This window comes from Lutibacter sp. A80 (assembly GCF_022429645.1).
Lineage (GTDB): Bacteria > Bacteroidota > Bacteroidia > Flavobacteriales > Flavobacteriaceae > Lutibacter.
The window spans coordinates 29,339-54,706 of the sequence record NZ_CP092480.1 but is presented as its reverse complement, the minus strand read 5'-3'; the positions used below and the strand labels follow the sequence as shown (position 1 = coordinate 54,706).

Annotated in this window: 16 protein-coding genes and 3 tRNA genes; 4 read left to right on the top strand and 15 right to left on the bottom strand. The window is 29.0% G+C overall.

Translation table 11 applies throughout. The features are described 5' to 3' along the window. Positions 1–8 precede the first annotated feature (8 nt). The 5 genes from MHL31_RS00240 to MHL31_RS00220 all read right to left on the bottom strand — a co-directional run bounded on the left by MHL31_RS00240 (position 9) and on the right by MHL31_RS00220 (position 3,449). Positions 9–491 (bottom strand): hypothetical protein, encoded by a 483-nt coding sequence (locus MHL31_RS00240; RefSeq protein WP_240227083.1) that lies wholly within the window; start codon positions 489–491, stop codon positions 9–11. A gap of 109 nt (positions 492–600) precedes the next feature. Beyond that, entirely contained in the window at positions 601–981 is a 381-nt protein-coding gene (locus tag MHL31_RS00235; RefSeq protein ID WP_240227082.1) for a hypothetical protein, read from the bottom strand. 211 nt (positions 982–1,192) lie between these two features. Further along, positions 1,193–2,107 carry a cysteine synthase A gene (gene cysK, locus MHL31_RS00230; RefSeq protein WP_240227081.1) on the bottom strand — a complete coding sequence of 305 codons (915 nt, stop codon included), beginning with the start codon at positions 2,105–2,107 and terminating at the stop codon, positions 1,193–1,195. Positions 2,108–2,359: 252 nt separating this feature from the next. Then, complete coding sequence (locus tag MHL31_RS00225; RefSeq protein ID WP_240227080.1) at positions 2,360–2,755, bottom strand: ACT domain-containing protein; 396 nt, start codon at positions 2,753–2,755, stop codon at positions 2,360–2,362. A gap of 46 nt (positions 2,756–2,801) precedes the next feature. After that, complete coding sequence (locus tag MHL31_RS00220; protein ID WP_240227079.1) at positions 2,802–3,449, bottom strand: HAD family hydrolase; 648 nt, start codon at positions 3,447–3,449, stop codon at positions 2,802–2,804. A gap of 451 nt (positions 3,450–3,900) precedes the next feature. Here MHL31_RS00220 and MHL31_RS00215 point away from each other — a divergent pair, with 451 nt between their 5' ends. Beyond that, complete coding sequence (locus MHL31_RS00215; protein WP_240227078.1) at positions 3,901–5,562, top strand: AMP-binding protein; 1,662 nt, start codon at positions 3,901–3,903, stop codon at positions 5,560–5,562. Between the two features lie 12 nt (positions 5,563–5,574). Here MHL31_RS00215 and MHL31_RS00210 read toward each other — a convergent pair whose 3' ends face one another. The 4 genes from MHL31_RS00210 to MHL31_RS00195 all read right to left on the bottom strand — a co-directional run bounded on the left by MHL31_RS00210 (position 5,575) and on the right by MHL31_RS00195 (position 14,538). Beyond that, the gene (locus MHL31_RS00210; protein ID WP_240227077.1) at positions 5,575–8,259 is read right to left on the bottom strand and encodes an ABC transporter substrate binding protein; all 2,685 of its coding nucleotides are present in this window, start codon (positions 8,257–8,259) and stop codon (positions 5,575–5,577) included. An 865-nt stretch (positions 8,260–9,124) separates the two neighbouring features. After that, complete coding sequence (locus tag MHL31_RS00205; protein WP_240227076.1) at positions 9,125–11,401, bottom strand: DUF2357 domain-containing protein; 2,277 nt, start codon at positions 11,399–11,401, stop codon at positions 9,125–9,127. 3 nt (positions 11,402–11,404) lie between these two features. Then, complete coding sequence (locus MHL31_RS00200; protein WP_240227075.1) at positions 11,405–14,101, bottom strand: DUF4357 domain-containing protein; 2,697 nt, start codon at positions 14,099–14,101, stop codon at positions 11,405–11,407. 68 nt (positions 14,102–14,169) lie between these two features. After that, positions 14,170–14,538, bottom strand: a complete 369-nt coding sequence (locus MHL31_RS00195; RefSeq protein WP_240227074.1) for a hypothetical protein — start codon at positions 14,536–14,538, stop codon at positions 14,170–14,172. Positions 14,539–15,524: 986 nt separating this feature from the next. Here MHL31_RS00195 and MHL31_RS00190 point away from each other — a divergent pair. After that, entirely contained in the window at positions 15,525–16,598 is a 1,074-nt protein-coding gene (locus tag MHL31_RS00190; protein ID WP_240227073.1) for an NADH:flavin oxidoreductase, read from the top strand. Between the two features lie 159 nt (positions 16,599–16,757). Here the strand turns inward: MHL31_RS00190 and MHL31_RS00185 are convergent. The 4 genes from MHL31_RS00185 to MHL31_RS00170 form a co-directional block, all read right to left on the bottom strand. Beyond that, a tRNA-Arg gene (locus MHL31_RS00185) sits at positions 16,758–16,831 on the bottom strand. Positions 16,832–16,876: 45 nt separating this feature from the next. After that, positions 16,877–16,951, bottom strand: a tRNA-Pro gene (locus MHL31_RS00180). 20 nt (positions 16,952–16,971) lie between these two features. Next, a tRNA-Ser gene (locus MHL31_RS00175) sits at positions 16,972–17,055 on the bottom strand. 93 nt (positions 17,056–17,148) lie between these two features. Then, a complete protein-coding gene (locus MHL31_RS00170) occupies positions 17,149–19,203 on the bottom strand; it encodes an HD family phosphohydrolase (protein ID WP_240227072.1) in 2,055 nt (684 codons plus the stop codon). Positions 19,204–19,481: 278 nt separating this feature from the next. Between MHL31_RS00170 and MHL31_RS00165 the strand changes: the two genes are divergently transcribed. Together MHL31_RS00165 and MHL31_RS00160 are read left to right on the top strand one after the other, a co-directional pair. Then, on the top strand, positions 19,482–20,657 hold the full coding sequence (locus MHL31_RS00165; protein ID WP_240227071.1) for an acetyl-CoA C-acyltransferase: 1,176 nt from the start codon (positions 19,482–19,484) through the stop codon (positions 20,655–20,657). An 8-nt stretch (positions 20,658–20,665) separates the two neighbouring features. Then, positions 20,666–21,436: a C40 family peptidase gene (locus MHL31_RS00160; protein ID WP_240227070.1), complete on the top strand. Its 771-nt coding sequence runs from the start codon at positions 20,666–20,668 to the stop codon at positions 21,434–21,436. Positions 21,437–21,488: 52 nt separating this feature from the next. Here the strand turns inward: MHL31_RS00160 and MHL31_RS00155 are convergent, their stop codons facing one another. Next, positions 21,489–22,763 (bottom strand): tetratricopeptide repeat protein, encoded by a 1,275-nt coding sequence (locus MHL31_RS00155; RefSeq protein WP_240227069.1) that lies wholly within the window; start codon positions 22,761–22,763, stop codon positions 21,489–21,491. A gap of 20 nt (positions 22,764–22,783) precedes the next feature. Next, on the bottom strand, positions 22,784–25,297 hold the full coding sequence (gyrA, locus tag MHL31_RS00150) for a DNA gyrase subunit A (protein WP_240227068.1): 2,514 nt from the start codon (positions 25,295–25,297) through the stop codon (positions 22,784–22,786). Between the last annotated feature and the right edge of the window lie 71 nt (positions 25,298–25,368).

Sequence of the window (25,368 nt, the reverse complement as noted above, 5' to 3'; positions counted from 1 at the left end):
ATAAGATATTAGTTTTTATCAACTAATATCTTATTTATTAAAGAATTCCATTTATTTATTGATTGTAATTCACCACTAAGTTGAAAACTTAAATCTGCATTATAGAACTCTAAAATGGTATCTTCTTTACTTTTAGTTATAGGAGTTAAATGTAAATTTAATTTTTCTATAATCTTATCACCCCCTTTAACTGTACTGCTAATGTTTGCAATTCTACACTTTTTAATTGAGGCTAGTTTTACAATTTCATATTTGGATGTTTCTTTACCTTTTAATTGAAAAAAAACAATTTTATTAATTTCATCTACACCTATAGCATAGTTTCCACAAGTTTCAAATTGGGTTATCTCACTATTTTCATTTTTAGCTAAATTTTTAAGTGACATTATTAATTCTTTCTCTCTTTTTTTTCTACCTCTAGTTGTTAATACAAAAGGCATTGCACATAAAGCTATGCATACTGAACCGATTAAGACTGTTCCAAAATCCATTTTTATAATTTTTTATTTAATACAATAATATTTGTGCGAAGTGAAAAGTCACAACGCATTTAAAAGTTTAATTTCTATTATCTAAAAAGATAATTTTAAATTAAAAATATTACCAAAAATTATGGAATGGGAAAATTAAATCGGATTTCCTATTTCTAATAAGTAAATTTCTGAAATAGGCTCGATATTGTTTATATTTATTCTTTAATAATAATTCACTTGAAAATAAAGTTATACAAACACCTTTATAAAGTAAATTAAAATTTAACGAAATGTAGTCTGTACTTTCAGAAAGCAATCTTTCTGATTCTTGTGTATGAACATAAGGTACTTTAGATATATTTGAAAAATAACCTTGTTGCTCATTACTTTTCTCTATCCCTTGCTCTTTAGAAAGAGGTACAATATTTACAGGTACAAATATGCCAAAACAATAAATTGAAATGAGCAATAATATCTTTAACATTTGATGTAACCGTTGTTCTTTCACTTTTATAATTCTTATGCTATACTAACAGGATTTATAAATATATTTTTAGACAGCAAATTTAGTTTTTTTGTTTATTTAAATTATTATTTTTTTTTAATTTATTCTATTTCAAATAAAAGATTTTAAATGAAACCGTTTTCAAAAAACGAATACTCAATAAATATAAAAGAAAAAAATTGCGGATTGATATCCGCAATTTTATAGTTTAATTTTATTTGGTAAAAAGTCCTTCAATAGAAAGGTAACGTTCACCAGTATCATAGTTAATAGTTAGTACTGTTTCATCTGCATTAATAGTTTTTAATTGCTTTCTAACTGCAGCTAAAGATGCTCCAGTTGAAATACCTACCAAAATACCTTCTTTTTTTGCAATATTTTGAACCTCTAAAAATGCTTCTTCTTTTGTTATTCTTATAGCACCATCTATAGAATTCGTATTAAATACTTCAGGTATAAATCCTGGTCCAATACCTTGTAAAGGATGTGGTCCTGGTTTATCTCCAGAAATAATTGCTGAATCATTTGGCTCTACTGCAAATACCTTTAAATTAGAGAATTTATTTTTTAAAACTTCAGAAATTCCAGTTATATGTCCACCAGTACCAACTCCAGTAATTAAATAATCTATACCTTCAGGAAAATCTGCTGCAATTTCTAAAGCTGTAGTAGTACGATGAATTTCTGGATTAGCTTGATTGGTAAACTGTGAAGGCATCCACGCATTTTTATTATTTTCAACCATTTCTTTTGCCTTTGCAATAGTACCTCCTAAACCTAATTCCTTTGGAGTTAACACCAAGTTAGCTCCGTAAGCTGCCATTAACGCTCTTCTTTCAACTGACATTGATTCTGGCATAACTAATGTTAACTTATAGTTTTTAATAGCTGCAACCATTGCTAAACCAACTCCGGTATTTCCAGATGTAGGTTCTATAATCTCCGTATCTTTAGTTAAAATATTTCTTTTCTCTGCATCTTCAATCATTGCTAATGCAATTCTATCTTTTATACTTCCTCCTGGATTTGATTTTTCTAATTTCATCCAAACATTTGCATTCGGAAATAATTTACTTAATCTCACCACTGGTGTGCTACCTATACTTTCTAAAATATTATTGATTTTCATATTTTTCCTTTAAAATTATTTTAACTAAATATTAAATTGCTAATACTATTATTGGTCGTTTTTTTATTAAAAAAATTACTCATTTTAAACATCAAAAATTATGCCTACAATTACAAACATACTAAACCCTTGAATAATAGCAGATTGACTCTAATTGATAGTTGAAAAGATAAGGAAATGTAAAATGCTGCTTATTATTTTACCAACAACAGTATTTTTTTTTAAAACGTATTTTGCTTTAAGTAGTTGATTTTATTTTTCTGACAATTCTTTTAATACACTAATTGCTTTTTCAGCATCGTTTTTATTTACAAAAATATGATCGTGATAATAGCCTGCAATTACATTACAGCTAATATTATTTTTTGCTAGTTCCGCTGAAAATAAAGCTGTTAAACCTACAGCATCTAAAGATGAATGAATCATAAGTGTAATCCAAGAAGCAATATATTGATATTTTAAATTTAAGGCATCAGCTTTTTTCTTTTCAATAACAATAGTAGTTCCTTCATTTTCTTTAAATTCACAAATAGTATCTTTTCTATCAATAAGGTTACTATCTTTTATAGTAGAAAACACATAGTCTCCATCATTCAGTTTTGGTGTCATATTTTTAATTAATGTATGCAAATTTGTTTCTCCCGACATATGATGTTTTTATTAGTTAAATGAATAAAGTTATGTTTAGATAATTCTACAAAATATTAAGTAAATCTAAAGGATTATTTAATACATATTTTGCCCCATTTGAAATTAATTCTTCTTTAGTTCTGTATCCCCATAATACACCCACTGCAAACATATTTGCATTATTGGCAGTTTGCATATCTATACCTGTATCTCCTATGTAAATTATTTCTTCAGCTTTTATCCCTAGGTTTTTACTTATTTCTAGAGCCCCAAACGGATTTGGTTTTTTAAGTTTTTCATCACTTAAACCAATAACTGGATTAAAATAATTAGGAAAAATAGTAGCTGCAATTTTCTTTGTAAACTCATCTGCTTTATTAGATAATATACTTAGCTTAACATTACGTGAAACCAAATTATCTAACAATTCTATAATCCCATCATAAGGTGCTGTTTTAATAGTACAATTATCGCGATATACTTCAAGCATAGAATTAAAACAACGATTCACTTCTTTTTCATCATTATGTGCTAATGGAAGAGATTTACTTACAAGGCTTCTAATTCCACTTCCAATAAAACTTTGATGTTCTTTATAACTATGTGTAGGGTAATTATTACGCTCTAGTACAATATTCATTGAATCCGAAAGGTCTTGGAGTGAGTTCACTAATGTACCATCTAAATCAAAAATTGCTGCTTTAAATTTCATTTTTTTATTTTTTATATTCACAAATAGTATAAACTGTTAGATTGCTATTTAATAAAAACTGTACCTAGCAATTAAAATTATATACTTTATCTATCTAGCTTTTGGTTTTATTAAAATTCTTCTTCTGCAATTGTATTATTAAGAATTGAACCTGCAATATAAACTGCAGTAAAAGGCTTGAATTATTTCCACTAGCAAAAATAATTCTTTTAGTTAAAAATGTATCGTTATTTTCAGTTGTTATTTCAAAAGCTTTTTGTGGTCTTTTTACATTTACAAAAAGCTCGTTATAGAAATCAAACAAATAAGTAGAAATATTTATAATTAAACTAGTAAAAATTAAGCATTATTGCCAAAACTTAACTGCTAAATAAAACAAGTAATTTAGCCTCTGTAACTTTTATTTTTAAAAGGATAAGACACTATTGATAAGAATTATTATTTTTGCACTATGATTGAAAAAACACTTGTTGAATATTTTAATGAAAGTATTGTTAATAATTGGGATTTGCTTGCACTTGCTGATTATAAGGGAGTTGAATTTACATACGGTCAGTTAGGAGAAAGAATAAAGAAAACTCATTTGTTCTTCGAAAAATCTGGAATTAAAAAAGGAGATAAGATTGCTCTTATTGGTAAAAATTCAGCTGAATGGGCTATAACATTCTTGGCAATAGTAAGTTATGGAGCAGTAGTTGTTCCAATACTACCTGATTTTACATCAACGGATGTGCATCATATTGTAACACATTCCGATGCTAAATTATTTTTTGTTTCTAATCATTTATATTCTAAATATAATTTTGAGGAAATGAAAACACTAGAAGGGATATTAATATTAAATGATAATTTCCTTTCGGATTACCGTATTGATAAAATTAAAACTGCTTATGATTCATTTGAAAAAGATTATAATAATTTATTTCCAAATGGATTGAAGCCTGAAGATTTAAAGTTTGAAAACATTAGTAATGATGAATTAGCAGCTATTAATTACACTTCTGGAACCACCGGTTTTTCAAAAGGAGTAATGCTTAATCATAAAAGTTTGGCTTCAAATATTAAATTTGCAGAAGATAATATGCCTTTAAAAAGTGGAGATGCAATTGTATCGTTTTTGCCTTTGGCTCACGCTTATGGTATGGCTTTTGAATTTTTATTTCCTTTTTCAATTGGATGCCATATTACTTTTTTAACAAAAACACCTTCGCCAGCAATAATAACACAAGCATTTAAAAAAATAAAACCAAGGCTAATTTTATCTGTTCCACTTGTTATAGAAAAAATATTTAAAAAGAAAATTAAACCTCAAATAGAAAAACCAATTGTAAGTACACTTTTAAAAATACCGCTGCTTAACAAATTAATTTATAAGAAAGTTCTTGCTGGACTTAACGATGGTTTTGGAGGGAATTTTGAAGAAGTTGTTATTGGTGGTGCAGCGTTTAATGAAGATATTGAAAAACTATTTAAGAAAATAGGATTTCCTTTTACTATTGGTTATGGAATGACTGAATGTGGTCCATTAATATCCTATGCTTCTTGGAAAGAAATGCGAATTGGAAGTTGCGGTAAGCCAGTAGATGCTATGCAAGTTAAAATAGATTCTGAAGATCCAATTAATGAAGTTGGTGAAATATTGGTAAAAGGTGATCATTTAATGTTGGGTTATTATAAAAATCCAGAAGCCACGGCTGAAGCTATCGACAAAGACGGTTGGTTGCATACAGGTGATCTAGGCCTTATAGATAAAGACAATTTTATTTATATTAAAGGTAGAAGCAAAAATATGATTCTTGGTCCATCAGGACAAAACATCTTCCCTGAAGAAATTGAATCAATTTTAAATAAACGGGCTTATATTGGAGATTCGCTAGTAGTTGAAAAAAAAGGTAAACTTGTAGCACTAATATATCCTGATTTCGACCATATGAAACTTACTAATGTAGAAGAATCGGCATTGGATAGCATTTTAGAGAAATATAGAGCACAAGCCAACAAAAATTTACCTGCTTATATGCGTATTACTAAAATAATTCTCCATCCAGAAGCATTTGAAAAAACACCAAAACAAAGTATAAAACGATTTTTGTATAAAGATGTAGAAGTATAATTTTATTAAACCTTAACCAATATTTTTAAATAAATTTTCATCAGGGTTATTAATTCCTACTTGTGAATTCATATTCCAGGGAATTGTAAAAAAGAAAGTTGAACCAATATATATAGTACTCTCTACCCATATTTTACCACCCAGCATTTCAACATAGGCTTTTGAAATAGCCAATCCTAGTCCTGCTCCTTGGTGTGCCATTGTATCTGTAATATCAGCCTGAATAAAACGTTCAAAAACAGTGTCTATTTGTTCTTTTGAAATACCTACCCCAGTATCTTTTACATAAAATAAAATTTCTGCTCCTCCTTTATAATCATATCCAAATTCTATTGTTCCTTTAAGTGTATATTTTATAGCATTTTTTACAAGATTTGAAAGTATGCCATAAAACTTTTCACTATCCGTTTTAATAACTGCATCCTTTTCCGAGAATGCACAAGTAAATGATAGTTGAAGGTTTTTACGGCCAGCTTCAAGCTTTAAAGAATCGTAAACAAATTGCAACTGATTATTAATATTTGTTTCTGAAAAGTGAACATCCATTATTCCTGATTCTATCTTAGAAATATTAATAATATCATTGATAATATTAAGCATACGATCGCCACTTTTTTCAATAATTTCAATATATTTCTTTTGTTTTTCACCAGATAATTCTCGTTCCTTAAGCAACCCTGCAAAACCCAAAATACCATTCATAGGAGTACGAATTTCGTGACTCATATTGGCAAGGAAAGCTGATTTTAATTGATCGCTTTCTTGTGCTTTTTCTTTGGCTTTCACTAAATCCTCAAAAGTTTTTCTTTTTTCCGTAATATCTTCGCTAACCGCTACAAAATTTGTCAATTCATTATTTTCATAAATGGGTGAAATAGCCATACTCACCCAATAAGAATCTCCATTTGCTTTTTTATTTTGAATTTCTCCTTGCCAAGTATTCCCCGAGTTTATAGTATTCCAAAGTTCTTGATGTACTTTCTTTGAAGTTTTTTTAGATTTAAGGATTCGTGGATTTTTACCAATAGCTTCATTATACGAATAACCCGTTATTTTAGTAAAAGCCGGGTTCACATATTCAATAATTCCTTTTTTATCGCTAACTACAATTGCAATAGGACTTTGTTCAATCGAACGACTCAATAAACTGATTCTATGCTCTTGTTTTTTCTTTTCACTTACATCATGAACAATTGAATACAGGTAAATTTTCTCTGAAATATTAACACTACTAGAAAAAACTTCCACATCGGCAATAGTACCATCGGCCTTTCTGTGTTTAAACTCATAATGAACTTTTCTGTTTTTGTTGGTCAAAGGTATTATCTTTTCAATTTCCGAAAAAGACAATGTATTAATATCACCAATATTCATTTGGCAAAGTTTTTGTAAACTCCACCCATAAAATTCAGCTGCAGCCGGATTCGCATCAAAAATCTGTCCGGTTTCAGCACATATTAATAACTTAACCGCTGTATGATCGTAAAAAAGCTGTTTGAATTTTTCTTCACCTTCTTCAGCTTTTTGCTTAGCCAACAATAAATTACTGTTTAATTTTAAAATATCTTTATTTTGTATTTTAAGTTGGTATTCTATTTTTTTTCGTTTAATAATATTACCCGATAAAACTAAAATTAATATTAACAATGCTAATAAAACTATTAGAGAAGGAACAATTAACAGTTTATGTTTTTCCCAAAAAGTAATAGGCTTATTAAGAATAATAGCGTTATTAGGAAGCTTGTTTAATTCAATATTATGTTTATTTAGTTGATTGTAGTCAAACATTAAAATATTTGGACTTTTGGTTACAATCTTAATTTTAGATACAGATTTGTTAAAAAGTATGCTATAAACCATTTCTGCAGCTATTTTACCTTGCTCAAAATGCGAAATAAGTTTTCCCCCAAAAACACCATTACCCATTCCATGTTCCCATAAATGGAAAAGTGGTGCATCAAGATTTTCCTGAAGTAAACTCATAACATGGTCAAAATCAGTAGTTTTATGCATTTTATCGCGATAACTAGAAAGGAGTAATACTGGAGCGCTAGAAGGAATTGTTTTTATTTTAACTTTATATTCGGAGAAAGAGAGTTGTGAAAGGTTAACCTCTTTAAACGCTGTTTCTGGAAGCTGCTTTGATATTTCTCGATACTGTTCTAAATCGGCCAAACCACTACTAGTGCCATCGCTTATACAATATACACTTCCTGTTTCAGGAAAAAGATTTACCATAAGTTCAATCGTCTCTTTCATTGAAACAGCTTCAACAACACCTGTTACATTAGGATTAGAATTTTGTTTTAATGCTTTTTCAATATCATTTACACCAAAAAAAATTATTGGTATATTTTTAAACAACTCATCTTGGTATTGCAATACAAAATTAAAAGCATCATCATCGGCAGTAAGTATGGCATCATATTTTTGACTATTTGCTAGCTTGCTTTTTAATGATTTATAGAATAAATTATATATTTCAGGAGAAATAAATCTTTTGCTGTCCATAAACTCAACATCAAGATTTACATCTGTTGTATCTAAAATTGATTTAATACCGTTTATTTGTTCAAAATAAGTTGGAAATCTAGAATTATACGAACTGATAAGCAAAACATTTTTGTTTTCCTGAGCAGATATATCAAACGATAAATTTAAGATAAAAATAAAAAATACTAGGGTCCAATTTTTCATTGCCCTACTAAATTACAGTTTTTTTTTAAAACTTTCACATTTTTTTTTGCTTTGGACTTATTAAAATAACTTTTACATAAAATTACTAGATTTACAGCTATCTATTTATTATTGAATTATCTAGCTTTTATATAAAATAACCCATAAAGCATTACAACTAAATGGAATACTACTAAAGGAGGTACTATTTTACACTTTAATTTATTAATAAAAGCATTGGGCTTATTTTAATTTGGTTTTAAGTTCCACTTCTCTTTTTTTACCTTTTTGCAATAATTTTAAGAGTTTTAATAATTTCATCTTTAGATAGAAACATTTATATTAGTACTTGCCTTAAATATTGCTTGGTATTTTTAAAACTGTCTATTCAACTATATTTATTGATATTTTAGCAAACTGTTTTATCCATTGTATAAACTTAGCACCGTAAGATTCTTTTGGAAATTTCTTATAGCATTTATGTAGATATGAAATGCATCTTGCTGGACCAAGATTCCTGTGTCCACAACATAGAAAGTCTGCAATAATAACTGTCATTACTGTATCGTCTGTAAATGTGCTTTTCTCTTGAAATAGTTTAAATTCTTTACTTTTGTAATTGTTGAACTCGTAGAATCATCCGACAATATCTCCTATTGTTGCTCCAATCATTTTGAATTGAATTAATATATAAAGTTAAAAAATAGATTGATTATTAAAAAGTTGCCAATATGTTAAATTTAGGTTGGTTAACTTTTAAAAATGAAGTGAAATTGACTTTATTCTATAAATAAATAACCTCGATTTATATACCTACTCTCAGTTTGCTTAATTGTTAAAATGTTCACTAAACATTTTTATGTAATGAATTGTAAACTGTAATTTATTAAATAGCGTTTTGCATCAATTCGGTTAATGTACAAGTAAAAGGTAAAGATGAAGCCCTTCCTTTTTTATAATTTTTGAGATTTTTAAAATTCCATTTTCTGTTTCCAAATTTCTGTAAATCAACTTTTTCAATTTCAATAACTAAATAATGATCGGAAGAAGGGTTTAAATAACCTTTTGAAATCAAATTCTCTTTAGAATACACTTTAGGACCTTTACTTATAATTTTCCATAATTCATTTGAATGTTGCGCCCCTCTTCCATGTAGTAATAAAAATTTTGCATCTACTGTTTCTTTATCTAATATTAAAGATCCTGAAGTACTTCCCATTCTAAAATTATATAACTTCTTTGTATTTATCCAATTAAACTGTTCTTCTGAATTGTAATACCCAATCAAAATAGACGTTTCATCTGGAATCAACTTTTTGTTATTTAGATATTCTGGTATTGGTTCTTTCAGTTTATTTATAATGGCTGTTTTATGAATATCATATGATTTTACAGCGAGATTTTCACGTTGAGTGGCTCTATTGACAAAATGCGCAATTACTTTATCTATGAATGCTTCAAGATGGCTTGTTTCCACATTTGTTTTAGAAGGTTTTACAGAAAATGCACCTAGACCCGGTAAAATCTCGTGAAACCCCATCTTTGTTGTTTGTTCAGTTCCTGGATATAACACATACGCTCCTCCCGTTCTTCTTATTGCATCTTTATAAGCGTGCATTTTTAGTAAATCAGCATTTTTGTAAATGCCTTTTTTATGTTCTAGCTTTTCTTCTGAGATCTCTTCTTCATTTGTTTTTAAATTATCACCAACAATTTCCTTAATCTCATTCACTTTGTATTTGGCATCAAAATGAATGTGCACTATTTGCTCTGTTTCTTCTGCTACTTTTTCTTTTATTTCTTTGGGCCAAAATGAAAGTGTGTAATCTGGCCGCATTGCAGTAGTCCAGCTTCCTGAATTTGGATATATTGATGATCCTGAGAAACTTCTGTTATAATTAAATTTTACATTAAGGCACCGCGAATGTGATTTAAAAACCCCTTGAAGTGCTGTAAATTTACCTTGTTTCAATTGCAGGTTTAAATTCTTGGTTTTTGAATCGAAATTTGTCAACTTTTCTAAAGCCTTGGGAGCTATTTCAAACTTCTTTTTAAACAAATCAAGAAGGGTGAAAAACAGCCAATATTCATATAAAGTCGCAATATCTTTTTTACCTCCACTATAAATATCATCACCACCTTCCCAAATTAATTTAGCTGCCAAATCGAACATTAACCATACTTTTAACACTTCTCGATATCCTTCTTTTCTTTGAAGAATTGGACTGTTTAATTTTAAGGTATCAGGTCTGGATATTTGTTTAAATAAACTATGTTGTAAATGACTTTCCAACATATAAACAACTGATCCTGCTTCTTTTTGTAACCTTTCTGTTGCATTCTTATGTTTTTGAATATCTATACAAAACTTCAAAAAAATCTTCAATGCGTGTTTGATAAACCTATTTTCAGAAGTATCTACATTTTCTATTTTTTTATTGGAATTTATTTTTCCTGCAACAGTAGTAAGACCTCTTTTAGTTAATGGATGTTCTGAACCAAGAGGTAATCTATTCGATGCATTTAACAATTGTTTTACAGTAGACACATTAAAACGCTTAATTTTTCTAACATCTACTAGCTCTTCTTTTTCCTTCCAAATTGTTGTTGGAGATGTGATTATTCTGTGAATTGCTTCATCAAAATCATCTGATTGAATTATGGATTTTATGAAAGCAAAGCGTTGGTATAATGTTTTACTATCAGTATTGTAATCTGTTTCAAAAGAATGGCTTACTGGGGCGTTTGATTGTAGGATTAAATCGGTACATTTTTCGGTGATACTCTCCAGCATATACCTATAATCTTCACGATATGTAGCCTTTATGGATTGTACTTCTAGTTTTAATTCTCCTATTGGCTTATCAATTCCCTCTTTATAAATTTCAAGGGTTAAGGTTCCCACATAAATATTTGGTGCTATTTGCCCTGAATACCTTTTTCGACGATGTGGTTGAACAATCTCACTTCGTTGAAAAAAATAGTCTGGATTGCTAAACTCATAATCGTAAAAATTACCTTCTTGTAGTTGATAAGGTGCTTCATTATTTTGAATTGCATCTTCCCTATGAAACAAAGTATTGTGCTTCCTATCATCTATAAAAAGTTTTAAATCTTCTTTAAGATTATCTAATGCTATTACAATGGAACTTTTCCCTATCATATTCTATGCTTCAGCGTAACTTGCAAATCCGTTATCTATGGCTCCTTTGTACATTCTAGTTATCTTTTCAAGAGACAATGGATATCTAATGTTATCTATTTCAAAATTTAGCTCTTCATTGTTTTCAAAAAACTCTTTTTTAACATCTATTTCCTGCACGCATAAATCTCCCAAATTCTCTAACACTGGACACAGTTTCCTTCTTGAGCCATGCAACTTAGGCAATAGCTTTTGCATAATGGCAATGTCTATTTTTTGATTGGTTGTTAATTCTGAATTTACCACCTCTAATTGATGAAATAAGCGATGAATTTCCATTGCTGTTCTATACCCAAATTCAGCACCTGTTTTCTTTAACTGAGTAAAAAACTTGACTAAGGTTTCATTCAATTCTGGAGAAATAGTATCATTGGTTCCATTGCTTGCCATTTTAATAAAGTCCACCGCCATAGTACTTCCATTTCCAATTAGTTTAGTGAAATTAATATCGTTTGGCGCATTTAAAAAAGTAGCTATTTCTTCCTCTTGAACTCTAAACTCAATAACATTGGCTCTATCCAATACTTTCGGACTAAACATATAAGTAGTCTCATCAATATTTACGGTACCAATTACAAATAAATTTTTTGGCCAGCTGAGTTCTGAAGGTACTGTTGATTTAACAGCTCCAAGATCGCTGTGAAGTTTAAATTTTTCTTTGGATTCCATAACACTTAAAAAGTCCGCAAAATAACGTTCCACATGACTTAAATTCATTTCATCCAAAATCAAAAAATGAGGTTTATTTAAGTTTTGATCAGCATTGATAACTAGCTGTAAAGCACCATTTTCTGGTAAAATATATTCTTCATTATTCAATGCGTTTTCATACCCTAATAAGGGTTCTCTATTGGTCCAATCTGCTCCAACGGGTACCACACAATATTGTTTATCAGTTTCGCATACCCATTTTGCAAAGGTTTGTGCTAATTTTGTTTTACCTGATCCCGATAATCCACTCAACAATACAAATGGCTTTGTAATTAGTGAGCTTACGAAGCGTGTTAACAATGTATCTGTGAATAGCAAGCCTGATGCTTTTGTATCTTCAATAAATTTTGACAATTGAAAATCTTCTTGTTCAATTAAATTCTCAATTTCAGTATCTATAATAGGAGTTTCTTGATTTTTATAAAAATCTAAAAGCATATCCAACTCATCATTTAAAATCATTTCATCAGGCAAATTATTTACATCATAAACCTTGTAGATAAAAGAACTGCCATACCTATCCGGTTTCCCTAAGTTATTTTTGTAAAAAAAATTAGTTATAGTAACTGGGTTATCAATATTCCATTGAGCTACTGGATTTGTTGTTTCACTTAATCCATACGCTAATATTAATTTTTCTATACTTTTAAAATAAAGATAAACAGGATAAATACCTTCTGTAACTTCATTAGGCTCTTTTAACAATGCAATCCAAGGAATTTTGGCTTGATTTCCAGCTCCAAAACTTACTTTAACTTTAAATTCACTATAAATTTTAGGATAACTTTTTGTTTTTAGATTGGTTGTTTTTGCTTGTTTTAAAAATTTCCCTACAATTTCACTAAAATTAAACTTTTTCTCACATTCCCTGAGAGTAACACCTCCTATAGTCTTCCATTCATTTGGTCCATTTGCTGCTCTATTTAACACCATTGAAGCAGCTGCAGAAGGTGAATTGAATAAAATATCTTTTTTTAATACATAAAATTCACCAAATGAAGTATCATTTACATACTTATCATTTAAAAAACTAGAAATAAGCTTAAAATATGAATGAATTAAAAAACTTGGCTTAGGTTCTTTAAAAATATAAGATCCTTTCAATAATAAATAACCATTTTCTATAATTTGCATTTTAGCAATTAAATAGTTTCCGGCTTTATCAGAATGACCTTTTGAAACTATAATTTGAAAAATATTTAATGAATCCATTTTATTTGACTTAGTTACTATTTCAATTCCTAATCGTTCATAAGCTTTAAAACACGGCGTATTTATACCTCCTGGAAAATAATTTTCAATTTCTTTACCCGTAGCATAATAATTGGCAATGGCCATAATGGGTTTTGGCGGGTACAAAACGCCTTCAATTTTTATATCATAATATTTGGAGGTGCTAAACCCTTCAGGAGTTCCTTTTTCATTAAATTCCTTAACTGCGGTTTTTATATTTTCAAGAGTCACTTTATTAAATAGCATATTTTTTATTTTTAAACCTTTCGTTTCTATTCGATTAGATTGAACATTCAACGGTGTTTTCAAACCCATTTTTTGATTAAATACAAAATCGATCATTTTTATTGTATCCTCAATATTATATAACCTTAGAAAGCTTTCCCCTCCTAGTTTTTTAGTTTTAGATTTTATAATAGCCAAATCAGAACTACCATCGTTAAAAAAAACATGATTAATTCTAAAATAAAATGTCATGGAATTTACTCCTACAAGTAAAGAAAAAGGATGTGTTGTTCGATGTCCAAAAATATCATACCAACGTTCATCGTTTAAAGATATTTGAATATCAATCTTATCTCCTTTATTCTTTAATTCAATATTAAAAATCTTATTATATTTAAAAATTTCTAAAAAGAAATTTGCAGCATCTTTAACTTCATCTTTTATATTAGAATTATTATACTCTGAATAAAGGTTATTTGGGTCAATAAACATAGGAAGATTACTCTTTATTTTATTATAAAATTAATACTTTTTATTTATCTAGATGGCTATATAATTCTTTAATCCGTTTTTACTTTCCTTTTTAACCATCTAATATAATCCTCTTGATTTAGATCATACCATTCGCTTGTTATTAAATAATGTGAATTCTTATTTTTTTGAGGCTTTGCATAATACCTGGTATATTTACCTATTGTTCTATTCTCAACTATCGATATTTTTTCATCTACTTTTTTAAGAACAGGATAATTTAAGTCGAATGTCATTTTGCTATAATCTGACTTTTGCAATCTTTCAATTTCAAGATCTGTTATTAATTCCAATTTAAGAATTAGGGGTAATGTTGCTCTAACCATTATCCCTATTTTCAACTTTTTTAATTCGCTAATAGGTGCCGCAATAATATTTATTAGTTTTTCTTTGCTCATACTTAATTGGTTTATTTGCTAATATTATGATATTAAATTTTAGTATCTATCATATACAATGTTTTACTATCTGAAATAATTGTGTTAATAAAAAAATGTTTCCTTTTAAAATTTTGGCAAAATAATAGTTTTCTTATTTCATATAGATATACTTTATCTCAACTTTTATCTATAACCTCAGCAATTGAAATTTTTAAATTATAGCCAGATGCTCTTAAGATATTTATCATTGCGCCCGCTTTTAGCGGAGTTTCTAATGAAAAAAAACTGAAAAGTCTTTCATAGCAATTGTAGAGCTTTTATTGAAATTTTAATTTTTTTAATCTAATACATCATACGTTTTATCAAAAAGCTTAAAATTAATAATAATAAATAATGTGCTTTATGATAAATGTTATTTTTTTATTGGTTACTTTTAATCGGTTTTTGGCACAATAAATATTGAATAAAATTGAGTTTGAAAAAATATTTTATATTTTAAATGATTACAAATAGTATTCTATATTTTTAAATTGTTGTTATTTTATTTTTTAGACTTAAAAAAATCCACTTCTAAAATAGTTTAAGTTCATTAATAACATTTTTTTATTCCACCTTAATGAGGTGATTTTTTCCTTCAACAATTTTCAATCTTCTCAAATTAATGGATTTATTGTAAATTTTGTTATGGAATTCCGTAAAGCATTGTTATTTTTCATTTTACTCCATTCACCTTATTTTTTTTGTATTCATAATGTGCTTCACTTTTAGATTATTAAAAAGAAACAAAATCAAGATTTGTGATGATATATTTGAATTGACAAAACCCTAAAACAACACTTCAACAGACTCAGTGTGACGGATTAAAAATTACTTTTGAGTTTTCATTAAAATTTATAAAGTTAAACATTCACTCATCTCTTTTTAACTAAATATTATACCTTATTTTATTTAACTGTACTAAAATTTCTGTTTAAATTTGAGCCTAATATTTTTAAGTTTTTATTATGACCAAAGCTAATTCTCCCATCACTTTTTCTTGTGGTACAACTATAAAAAATAGATTTATGTTGGCACCGTTAACCAACAGACAAAGTTTTGAGGACGGACAACTCTCGGATGATGAATTGACATGGTTAACGATGAGAGCTGAAGGCGGTTTTGGAATGGTTATGACTTGTGCCTCACATGTTCAAGAAATTGGAAAAGGGTTTTCTTGTCAGTTAGGAATTTTTGGTGATCACTTAATGGAAGGGCATAAAAGATTGGCAGCTAACATTAAAGAGCTAGGAAGTATTGCGGTAATTCAACTGCATCATGCAGGAATGCGCACACCTGCCGAACTTATTAAAGGAAAACCTGTTTGTCCTTCTGATAATAAAAAAACCAATGCGCGCGGACTTACTTTAGCCGAAGTAAAACAATTAAAAGAGGATTTTATTGAAGCAGCCATTCGTTCTCAAAAATGTGGCTATAACGGAGTTGAAGTTCACGGAGCGCATGGTTATATATTAACACAATTTTTAAGTTCTGAAATAAATAAAAGAACAGATGAATATGGCGGTTCTTTGTCAAATAGGTCTCGACTTTTGTTTGAAATAGTAGATGGTATTAGGGCTAAATGTGGTCCTAACTTTTTAATTGGAGTACGATTATCCCCTGAAAGATTTGGAATGGATATTAACGAGATTAAATGGGTTTGTGAACAACTAATTGAAGGAGGAAATATTGATTTTTTAGACATATCGCTTTGGGACGTTTATAAAATGCCCAGTGAAGAAAATTATCAAAACAAAACTTTATTAGAACACTTTAGTACCTTAGATTTTAAAAATGTAAAATGGACAGTAGCCGGAAAAATATACAATGCTGAAGATGTTCAAAATGTATTAGATGCTGGTGTAGATTTTGTTTCAATTGGAACTTCGGGAATACTGCATCATAACTTTCCAAATTTGGTTATTAAAAATCCAAACTTTAATCCAATTTCAATTCCTGTTTCAGAAGCGCATCTAAAAAAAGAAGGCTTGAGTGAAAAGTTTATAACCTACCTAAAAAGATGGCCGGATTTTGTTAAATAATCCCGTTTAAATGTTGAATACTTTATTCTGTAAATCGTTTTATTTTTGTTGACCGATTTGTGAACCTTTTATATCAAATTATATGATAGTCCTAAAACTACAAAACCTTGTAAATCATAGGATTTACAAGGTTTTACCACCGTTTGATAAGTGTTGTAGTGATCGCGACAGGATTCGAACCTGTGACCGTCTGCTTAGAAGGCAGATGCTCTATCCAGCTGAGCTACGCGACCATTATTTCAAAAAATAAGATAAATCATTTATAATTTATCATTTTGTCGGGGTGGCAGGATTCGAACCTGCGGCCTCCACGTCCCAAACGTGGCGCGATAACCGGGCTACGCTACACCCCGAAATGATTATCTTAATTTTGCGGAGAGACAGGGATTCGAACCCTGGCGACAGTTACCCGTCGACAGATTAGCAATCTGCTCCATTACCACTCTGGCACCTCTCCAATAAAAATATGTATAAGAACCTATTTTTGCGAGTGCAAATGTAACATTTGAAATGCATTTACACAACATTTTTTCACTTTTTTTAAATAATTTTATTCAGGGTATTCTATTCTAAGATGATAAATATTCTTTAACTTCTTCTTTAACAACTTCTTAATTGTTTGTAACTCCTTAAATGTAATATCTGCATTCATAAATTGTCCTTCCTCCATTTGCTTATTTACAATTTTTTCAACTAAATTATCAAATGCTTGTGCTGTTGGCTCCTTAATACTTTTTGAAGCGGCTTCTACTGAATCGCACATCATTAAAATTGCTGTTTCTTTTGAAAAAGGAATTGGTCCTGGATATTGAAAATATTTTTTGTCGGGTGTAGAGCCTATTAAATCTTCTTCTCTCTTGTAAAAATAATAAACTAAACTTGTTCCGTGGTGTGTACGTATAAAATCTATAATTCTATCTGGAATTCTATTCTTTTTAGCCAATTCTACACCTTCAATAATGTGGTTTATTATAATTTGCGCACTATCTTTAGGTGTTAATTCGTTATGTGGATTTACATTTGTAGACTGATTTTCTGTAAAATACATTGGGTTTATCATTTTCCCAATATCGTGATATAAAGCCCCAGTTCTTACCAACATAGAATTTGCATCAATTTCATTTGCACAAGCTTCTGCCAAATTAGCAACTTGTAATGAGTGCTGAAAAGTTCCTGGTGCTTTTTCAGACAATGCCCTCAAAAGCTTAGAATTTGTATTAGATAGTTCTTTTAAAGATTCATCTGAAACTAAACTAAATAATTTTTCAAAAACATAAATTAATGGTAAAACAAACAATGTAGCACCTCCATTTATGGTAAAATACACAAATTTATCCCAATCTAAATTTTGAGCGTTTCCTTCTTGTATAATCGAAAAAGCAAAATATGCTATAAAATAAACAAATGTAATTTGTATTACAGATATAAATAAATTAGCTCTTTTATGCAGCTCAGAGATAGTTAAAATCGTGACAATTCCTGCTATAATTTGTAAAAAAATAAACTCAAAACTATTTGGCACTATAAAGCCCAATAACAGAACTGTTAGTACGTGTGTAAACAACCCTAGCCTAGCATCAAAAAAAGCTTTTAAAACTAAAGGTAAAATTACAATTGGTGCTATATAAATATATTGTGCATCGTATTTTACAATAAGTGTTATCAATAAAACAATTAAAACAACATTAAAAAATATAAATGTCACTTTAGTATTATTCTCAAATATTTCTAAGCGGTATTTTCTTAAAAAAAGCAACAACATTAAAAATGCTAATGCAACTAAAATTGTATAACCTGAAACTATCCAATTATAACTTGACTTACTCCACACTTGAGATTCAAATTCATTTTTAACAGAATTTAAAATTCTTAAATTCTCTCCTTGTACAATATCTCCTTTAAATATAATTCTTTCGTTTTCAGAAACTAAACCTTTTGTGTATGATATTTTACTTAAATTTTCTTCTAAAACTCTTTGAGTAAAATCAACATCAAACTTTACATTGGGCTTTAATTCTTCATAAATAATATTTAAAATAATATTTTCTATTTGCGAAAATGGCTGATTCCCAATTTTTAAATTTATGTAATCTAAAATTTGCGAAGTTTTAAACAACTTATTTATATCAATTTCCTGGCTCTTATTACCTCTTCGCAGTGTAATTACTGGTAATTTGTTTTTAATATCTGTAGTAACCTCTAAATAGCCGTATTCGTAGATATTATCAACTATTTGAGATACTAACTCTCTTAATTTATTTTTTTCAATTTCAGTAATTTCAGCATTTATTAATGCATCTTCTACTTTTGTATTAATTGCATTTTTTACCTGTAAAACTATATTTTCATCATATTCATAAAATTGTTTTGATGATGCTGTTATTTGTTCCTTTTCTAAGGCTATTTCTTCTGCTGTTTTTTGTATAGCAAAATCAAATGGAGCATAATAATTTTCATATTCCCAAGGTTTTCCCTTTTGAAATTCGTATTTAAACTGCCCTCCTTTTGGAAATAAATAAACAACTAAAACAATAGTAGTTATATATAAAAACAATTTATATATTAAAGAATGGTTTACAAGTAATTTATTAATAATTTTTTTCACGAAGTATCCGTTTTCATTTCAAAAATAACAATTATTATTACAATAACATTTGCAAATGTTTTTATTTTATAAAGTTTTTTCTATTTATTTACCTTTATTGAAACCTAAGATATATTTTTTCAAAAATTAAACTGTATGTTAAAAATCGATAGATTACCTAATTTTGATTAAATTCGCAGTTAGTAATTTAATTGAATAATACGTTTATCATTTCGTAATAAAATAACATTATTGTACCTTATTAAATTGAATGATAACCGTAAAAAGAATATAAACCCATGAAAGAAGTTGTAATTGTTTCTGTAGCACGTACTCCCATTGGTAGTTTTTTAGGCAGTTTAGCTAATATTTCTGCTCCAAAATTAGGAGCAATTGCTATAAAAGGTGCTTTAGATAAAATAAATTTAGATACTAAATTAATTGATGAAGTTTATATGGGGAATGTAATTTCTGCAGGACTTGGTCAAGCTCCTGCTAGACAAGCTGCTATTTTTGCCGGTATTCCAACTTCTACTCCTTGTACAACTATCAACAAAGTATGTGCTTCTGGTATGAAATCAATTATGTTAGCCACGCAAGCAATTAAAGCTGGTGATGCTGAAATTATAGTTGCTGGTGGTATGGAAAATATGAGTAGTATTCCTCATTATATTTCTGGAAGAAAAACTACAAAACTAGGAAATATAAACGCTGTTGACGGTCTTTTATTAGATGGATTAACCGATGTTTATGACCAAAAACATATGGGAACTTGTGGTGATTTATGCGCTACAGAATATAATTTTACAAGAGAAGATCAAGATAATTTTGCAATAGCATCTTATAATAAATCTGCCAAAGCTTGGGAAAACGGTTACTTTAAAAATGAAATTGTTCCTGTTGAAATTCCACAAAGAAAAGGCGATCCAATTATATTTTCTGAAGATGAAGAATACAAAAATATTTATAAAGATAAAATACCAACATTAAGACCTGTTTTTAATAAAAATGGTACTGTTACAGCTGCAAATGCATCTACCTTAAATGATGGAGCTGCAGCATTGGTTCTTATGAGTTTAGAAAAAGCTAATGAATTAAATTTAAAGCCTATAGCCAAAATTTTAGGTTATGCTGATGCCGCAAACGAACCTAAATGGTTTACAACTGCCCCAGCAAAGGCTATTCCTAAAGCCCTAGCAAAAGCAGGAATCTCGCAAAACAAAGTTGATTATTTTGAACTAAATGAAGCGTTTTCTATTGTTGGATTAGCTAACATAAAACTTCTTAATTTAGATGCTAACAAGGTAAATATTAACGGTGGAGCAGTTTCTTTAGGTCACCCACTTGGAATGTCTGGAGCAAGAATAGTTATTGCTTTAACATCTATATTAGAACAAAAAAACGCAAAAATTGGTGCCGCCGGAATCTGTAATGGAGGTGGTGGTGCAAGTGCAATAGTAATTGAAAGAATATAATTATATTTATGCAATACGGTATTTGTAATTTAAGTATTATCCCTGTTAGAATTGAACCTAACAACATTACTGAAATGGTTTCTCAACTATTATTTGGAGAACATTTTAAAGTATTAGAATCTAGAAAAAATTGGAGTAAAATAAGAATTGCTTTCGATAATTATGAAGGTTGGATAGATAATAAACAATATGAAGAAATTTCAGAAGAAACATATAAAACATTAAACAGCTCGGCTATTACATTAGCAGCTGATTTAATTGACTTTGCTACAGACAATAACAACAATTTTGCAACTGTATGTATTGGCTCTAATTTACCTTTTTACAATACAAAAAACATTTTAGTGAATAACACTAAATTTTATTATGAAGGTGCAATTTTAGATGCCAAATCTCCTAAAGATTCAATTACTGATATTGCCTATAAGTTTTTAAATACACCTTATTTATGGGGTGGAAAAACTCCTTTTGGAATAGACTCTTCTGGTTTTACACAAATGGTATATAAACTTTGTGGTTATAAATTATTAAGAGATGCTTCTCAACAAGCAACCCAAGGAGAAGTACTAAGTTTTATTGAAGAAAGTGAACCTGGAGATTTAGCGTTTTTTGATGATAGCGAAGGAATAATTACCCATGTTGGTATTATTATGAAAGATAATTATATTATACATGCCTATGGTAAGGTAAGAGTAGATATGATAGACCATAGCGGAATATTTAATCTCGACTTACAAAAACACACTCATAAACTTAGAGTAATTAAAAAAATTATATAAAAAAAAACCTCTCAAATTTTGAGAGGTTTTTTTATAAAAGGTTTTTTATGATTTATTTTAAACCATCATAAACTGCTTTAATTTCATTCAATTTATCAGTCATTTCAAGGTTTTCATATAATCCCATTAAAGTCTGAATTACACTAATGTTTTCATTATTTATTTCATAAGCTTTCTCGTAATAAGGTAAAGCCTTTTTATAAATTTCAAATTGTTCTTTTTGCAAACTATCATACTTATCGAAATCAGATAAATTTTTGTTCATCTCATCAATAATTGGAGTTGCTTTTTCTATAATTGCTGCACCTATATTATTGTAAGCATCTGCATAATCAGGTTTTAATTCAACTGCTTTTTCAAAAGAACTTATAGCCTCATCTAAGTTTCCCTGACCCATATTCATTACACCAACATTATAGTATAAAGTAGGTTCTGTAGGGTTTAAACTAATTGCTTCTTCTAATTTTTCTTTGAATTTATCGTTATCTCCTGCTTTATAATACAAATTAGCTTCATCTATTAATAATGAATAGCTAGATGGAAATTCTTCTCTACCTTGAGTAATTACTTCTAACGCTTTTTCAGAATCTTCTAACATTGCATAATTTTGAGCTAAATTTTTGAAAATCATTTCTCTCCTAGATTCTTTAACTTCTTCTCTTGGATTTTCTGCAATACCTAATTTAACTTGTACATCCATTGCTTTTTTTGTTGGATATACAACTTCTTTACCATCTGATTTATTATTAGCTATATAAACAGTTGAGATTCCTGTATAATTTAAATCTAATAATTTTTGATAAGCTTCTTTAGAACTGTTATAGTCTTCACCCATAAAATATACTAAGGCTGCATTATCTAAAAATGTAGTATCTGTAGGACTTAAAGCATATACTTGTGCAAATCCTTTAGCAGCTTTTACGTAATCTGCAGGCAACTTGCTTTGTGTAGCTACTTCATAATCTTTTGATGCATTTCCAGCTGTACTTTGAACCAAAGAATTAATTAATTCCTTAATTTCATTAGAATATTTTAATTTATTAGTTTCTTTTTCATACGCTAATAATTCATTAAAAGCTACTGCTACTTCTTCTACATTTGAATTAGCTCCTTCTTGATATAAAGCTTTTCCTTTTAAATAGTAATATTTAGCTTTTAGTTTTTGATCTGCAGAACCGATTAAACTCTCAGCTTGATTAATTGCTGCTAAAGCAGACGAAAAATCACCGTTCTTTATAGCTTTATCGGCTGTTTTTAATTCATTTTTTTGCCCAAATACCGTTATAGTAATAAATAAGGCAGATAGAAATATTAATTGTTTTTTCATTTTAATTGATTTATTCTTTATTATTCTTTATTTGTACTCTCATCATTAGTGTTTTCAATTTCCGTGCCATTTCCATTTTCATCAATTTCAACTTCTTCTTCATGTACCACTTTTGCAACTGCAGCAATTGAATCGTTATCTTTAATATTTATTAATTTAACACCTTGGGTAGCGCGTCCCATAACACGTAAATCTGCAACAGCCAATCTAATAGTAATACCAGATTTATTAATAATCATTAAATCATCTTCATCTGTTACATTTTTAATAGCAACTAAACCACCTGTTTTTTCTGTAACGTTAATAGTTTTAACACCTTTACCTCCACGGTTTGTTATTCTATAATCTTCTAAATTAGAGCGTTTACCATAACCATTTTCTGAAACTACAAGTATATTGCTTTCCAAATCGTTAACAGCTACCATTCCAACAACTTCATCTTTTTCATCTGCTAATCTTATACCTCTTACACCTGAAGCATTTCTACCCATTGGTCGTGTTTTGCCTTCTTCAAAACGAATAGATTTACCAGATTTTAAAGCCATCATTACTTGACTATCACCATTGGTTAATTTTGCTTCTAGCAATTCATCATCTTCTTTAATAGTAATTGCATTAATTCCATTAGTTCTTGGACGAGAATATTGTTCTAAAGAGGTTTTTTTAACTTGACCTTTTTTAGTTGCCATAATCACATAATGATTATTAACATATTCTTCATTCTTTAAATCTTCTGTTACTAAAAATGCTTTTACTTTATCGTCTTGTTCTAAATTTATTAGATTAACAAGTGCTCTTCCTTTAGAGGTTTTACTACCTTCAGGAATTTCGTAAACACGCATCCAAAATACTTTTCCTTTTTGTGTAAAGAATAGCATGTATTGGTGATTAGTACCTAGGAATAAATGCTCTAAGAAATCTTCATTTCTGGTTGTTACTCCTTTTTGGCCGCGTCCTCCTCTATTTTGAACTTTATATTCGTCTAAATTTGTACGCTTTACGTAACCTGCATGTGAAATTGTAACAATTACTTTAGAATTAGGTATCATATCTTCAATAGATAAATCTCCTCCTGCATATTCTATTACAGATCTACGGTCATCACCATATTTATCTCTTATAATTTCTAATTCCTCTTTAATAATTGAGTACCTTCTTACTTCATCTGATAAAATATCTTTTAAATCTGCAATAGTTTTAATAATTTCATCGTATTCAGCACGTAATTTATCTTGCTCTAGACCTGTTAATTGACGTAAGCGCATTTCCACAATTGCTTTTGCTTGAATTTCTGTTAATTCAAAGCGTGTCATTAAGCTTTCACGAGCTTCATCAGCATTAGAAGATCCTCTAATAATTTTAATTACTTCGTCTATATTATCACTTGCAATAATTAATCCTTCTAAAATATGTGCTCTTGCTTCTGCTTTTCTAAGCTCAAATTCAGTTCTTCTAACAATTACTTCATGTCTATGTTCAACAAAATAATGTATTAATTCTTTTAAATTTAATTGTTCTGGACGTCCATTTACCAACGCAATATTATTAACGCTAAATGAAGTTTGAAGTGCAGTATATTTATAAAGTTTATTTAATACAATATTTGGAATTGCGTCTCTTTTTAAAACGTAAACAATACGCATTCCGTTTCTATCAGATTCATCTCTAATATTCGCAATGCCTTCTAATTTTTTCTCGTTAACTAAATCTGCAGTTTTTTTAATCATATCTGCTTTGTTAACTTGGTATGGAATTTCAGTAACAATAATACATTCTCTACCTTTTACTTCTTCAATAGTAGCTTTAGCACGTATTACAACTCTTCCTCTTCCTGTTTCGAATGCTTCCTTAACACCTTCATATCCATAAATAATACCTCCTGTTGGAAAATCTGGAGCTTTAATATGTTGCATTAATTCAGAAATCTCAATTTCTCTATTATCTATATATGCTAAAGTTCCATTTATTACTTCAGTTAAATTATGAGGAGCCATGTTAGTTGCCATACCTACTGCAATACCTGAAGCTCCATTCACCAACAAGTTTGGAATTCTAGTTGGTAAAACAGTTGGTTCATTTAACGTATCATCAAAGTTTAATTTGTGATCTACTGTTTCTTTTTCAATATCTGAAAGCATTTCTTCAGATATTTTTTGCATACGCACCTCTGTATAACGCATTGCTGCAGGACTATCACCATCAACAGAACCAAAGTTACCTTGACCGTCTACCATCATATAACGTACGCTCCAATCTTGAGCCATACGAACCATAGAATCGTACACCGATGTATCTCCATGTGGATGGTATTTACCTAATACTTCCCCAACAACTCTTGCTGATTTTTTATAACTTCCTGTAGCTTTAATACCTAATTCGTGCATCCCATACAGAACCCTTCTGTGTACAGGTTTTAAACCATCTCTAACATCTGGTAATGCTCTTGAAACAATCACTGACATTGAATAATCAATGTACGCAGATTTCATTTCATCTTCTATATTTATAGGTATCAGTTTTTCTCCTTCTGCCATGTGTTTTTAATTTATTTTAGTGTCATTTTTTAACAAAGCAATATACGATATTTCATTTTTTTACACCCAAT

Coding starts and splice junctions, on each gene's coding strand:
- cysK (WP_240227081.1), bottom strand. CDS start 2,107: ATGAAAATCAATAATATTTTAGAAAGTATAGGTAGCACACCAGTGGTG.
- MHL31_RS00190 (WP_240227073.1), top strand. CDS start 15,525: ATGACCAAAGCTAATTCTCCCATCACTTTTTCTTGTGGTACAACTATA.
- MHL31_RS00160 (WP_240227070.1), top strand. CDS start 20,666: ATGCAATACGGTATTTGTAATTTAAGTATTATCCCTGTTAGAATTGAA.
- MHL31_RS00155 (WP_240227069.1), bottom strand. CDS start 22,763: ATGAAAAAACAATTAATATTTCTATCTGCCTTATTTATTACTATAACG.
- MHL31_RS00225 (WP_240227080.1), bottom strand. CDS start 2,755: ATGTCGGGAGAAACAAATTTGCATACATTAATTAAAAATATGACACCA.
- MHL31_RS00200 (WP_240227075.1), bottom strand. CDS start 14,101: ATGTTTATTGACCCAAATAACCTTTATTCAGAGTATAATAATTCTAAT.
- MHL31_RS00215 (WP_240227078.1), top strand. CDS start 3,901: ATGATTGAAAAAACACTTGTTGAATATTTTAATGAAAGTATTGTTAAT.
- MHL31_RS00240 (WP_240227083.1), bottom strand. CDS start 491: ATGGATTTTGGAACAGTCTTAATCGGTTCAGTATGCATAGCTTTATGT.
- MHL31_RS00165 (WP_240227071.1), top strand. CDS start 19,482: ATGAAAGAAGTTGTAATTGTTTCTGTAGCACGTACTCCCATTGGTAGT.
- MHL31_RS00195 (WP_240227074.1), bottom strand. CDS start 14,538: ATGAGCAAAGAAAAACTAATAAATATTATTGCGGCACCTATTAGCGAA.
- MHL31_RS00220 (WP_240227079.1), bottom strand. CDS start 3,449: ATGAAATTTAAAGCAGCAATTTTTGATTTAGATGGTACATTAGTGAAC.
- MHL31_RS00205 (WP_240227076.1), bottom strand. CDS start 11,401: ATGATAGGGAAAAGTTCCATTGTAATAGCATTAGATAATCTTAAAGAA.
- gyrA (WP_240227068.1), bottom strand. CDS start 25,297: ATGGCAGAAGGAGAAAAACTGATACCTATAAATATAGAAGATGAAATG.
- MHL31_RS00210 (WP_240227077.1), bottom strand. CDS start 8,259: ATGAAAAATTGGACCCTAGTATTTTTTATTTTTATCTTAAATTTATCG.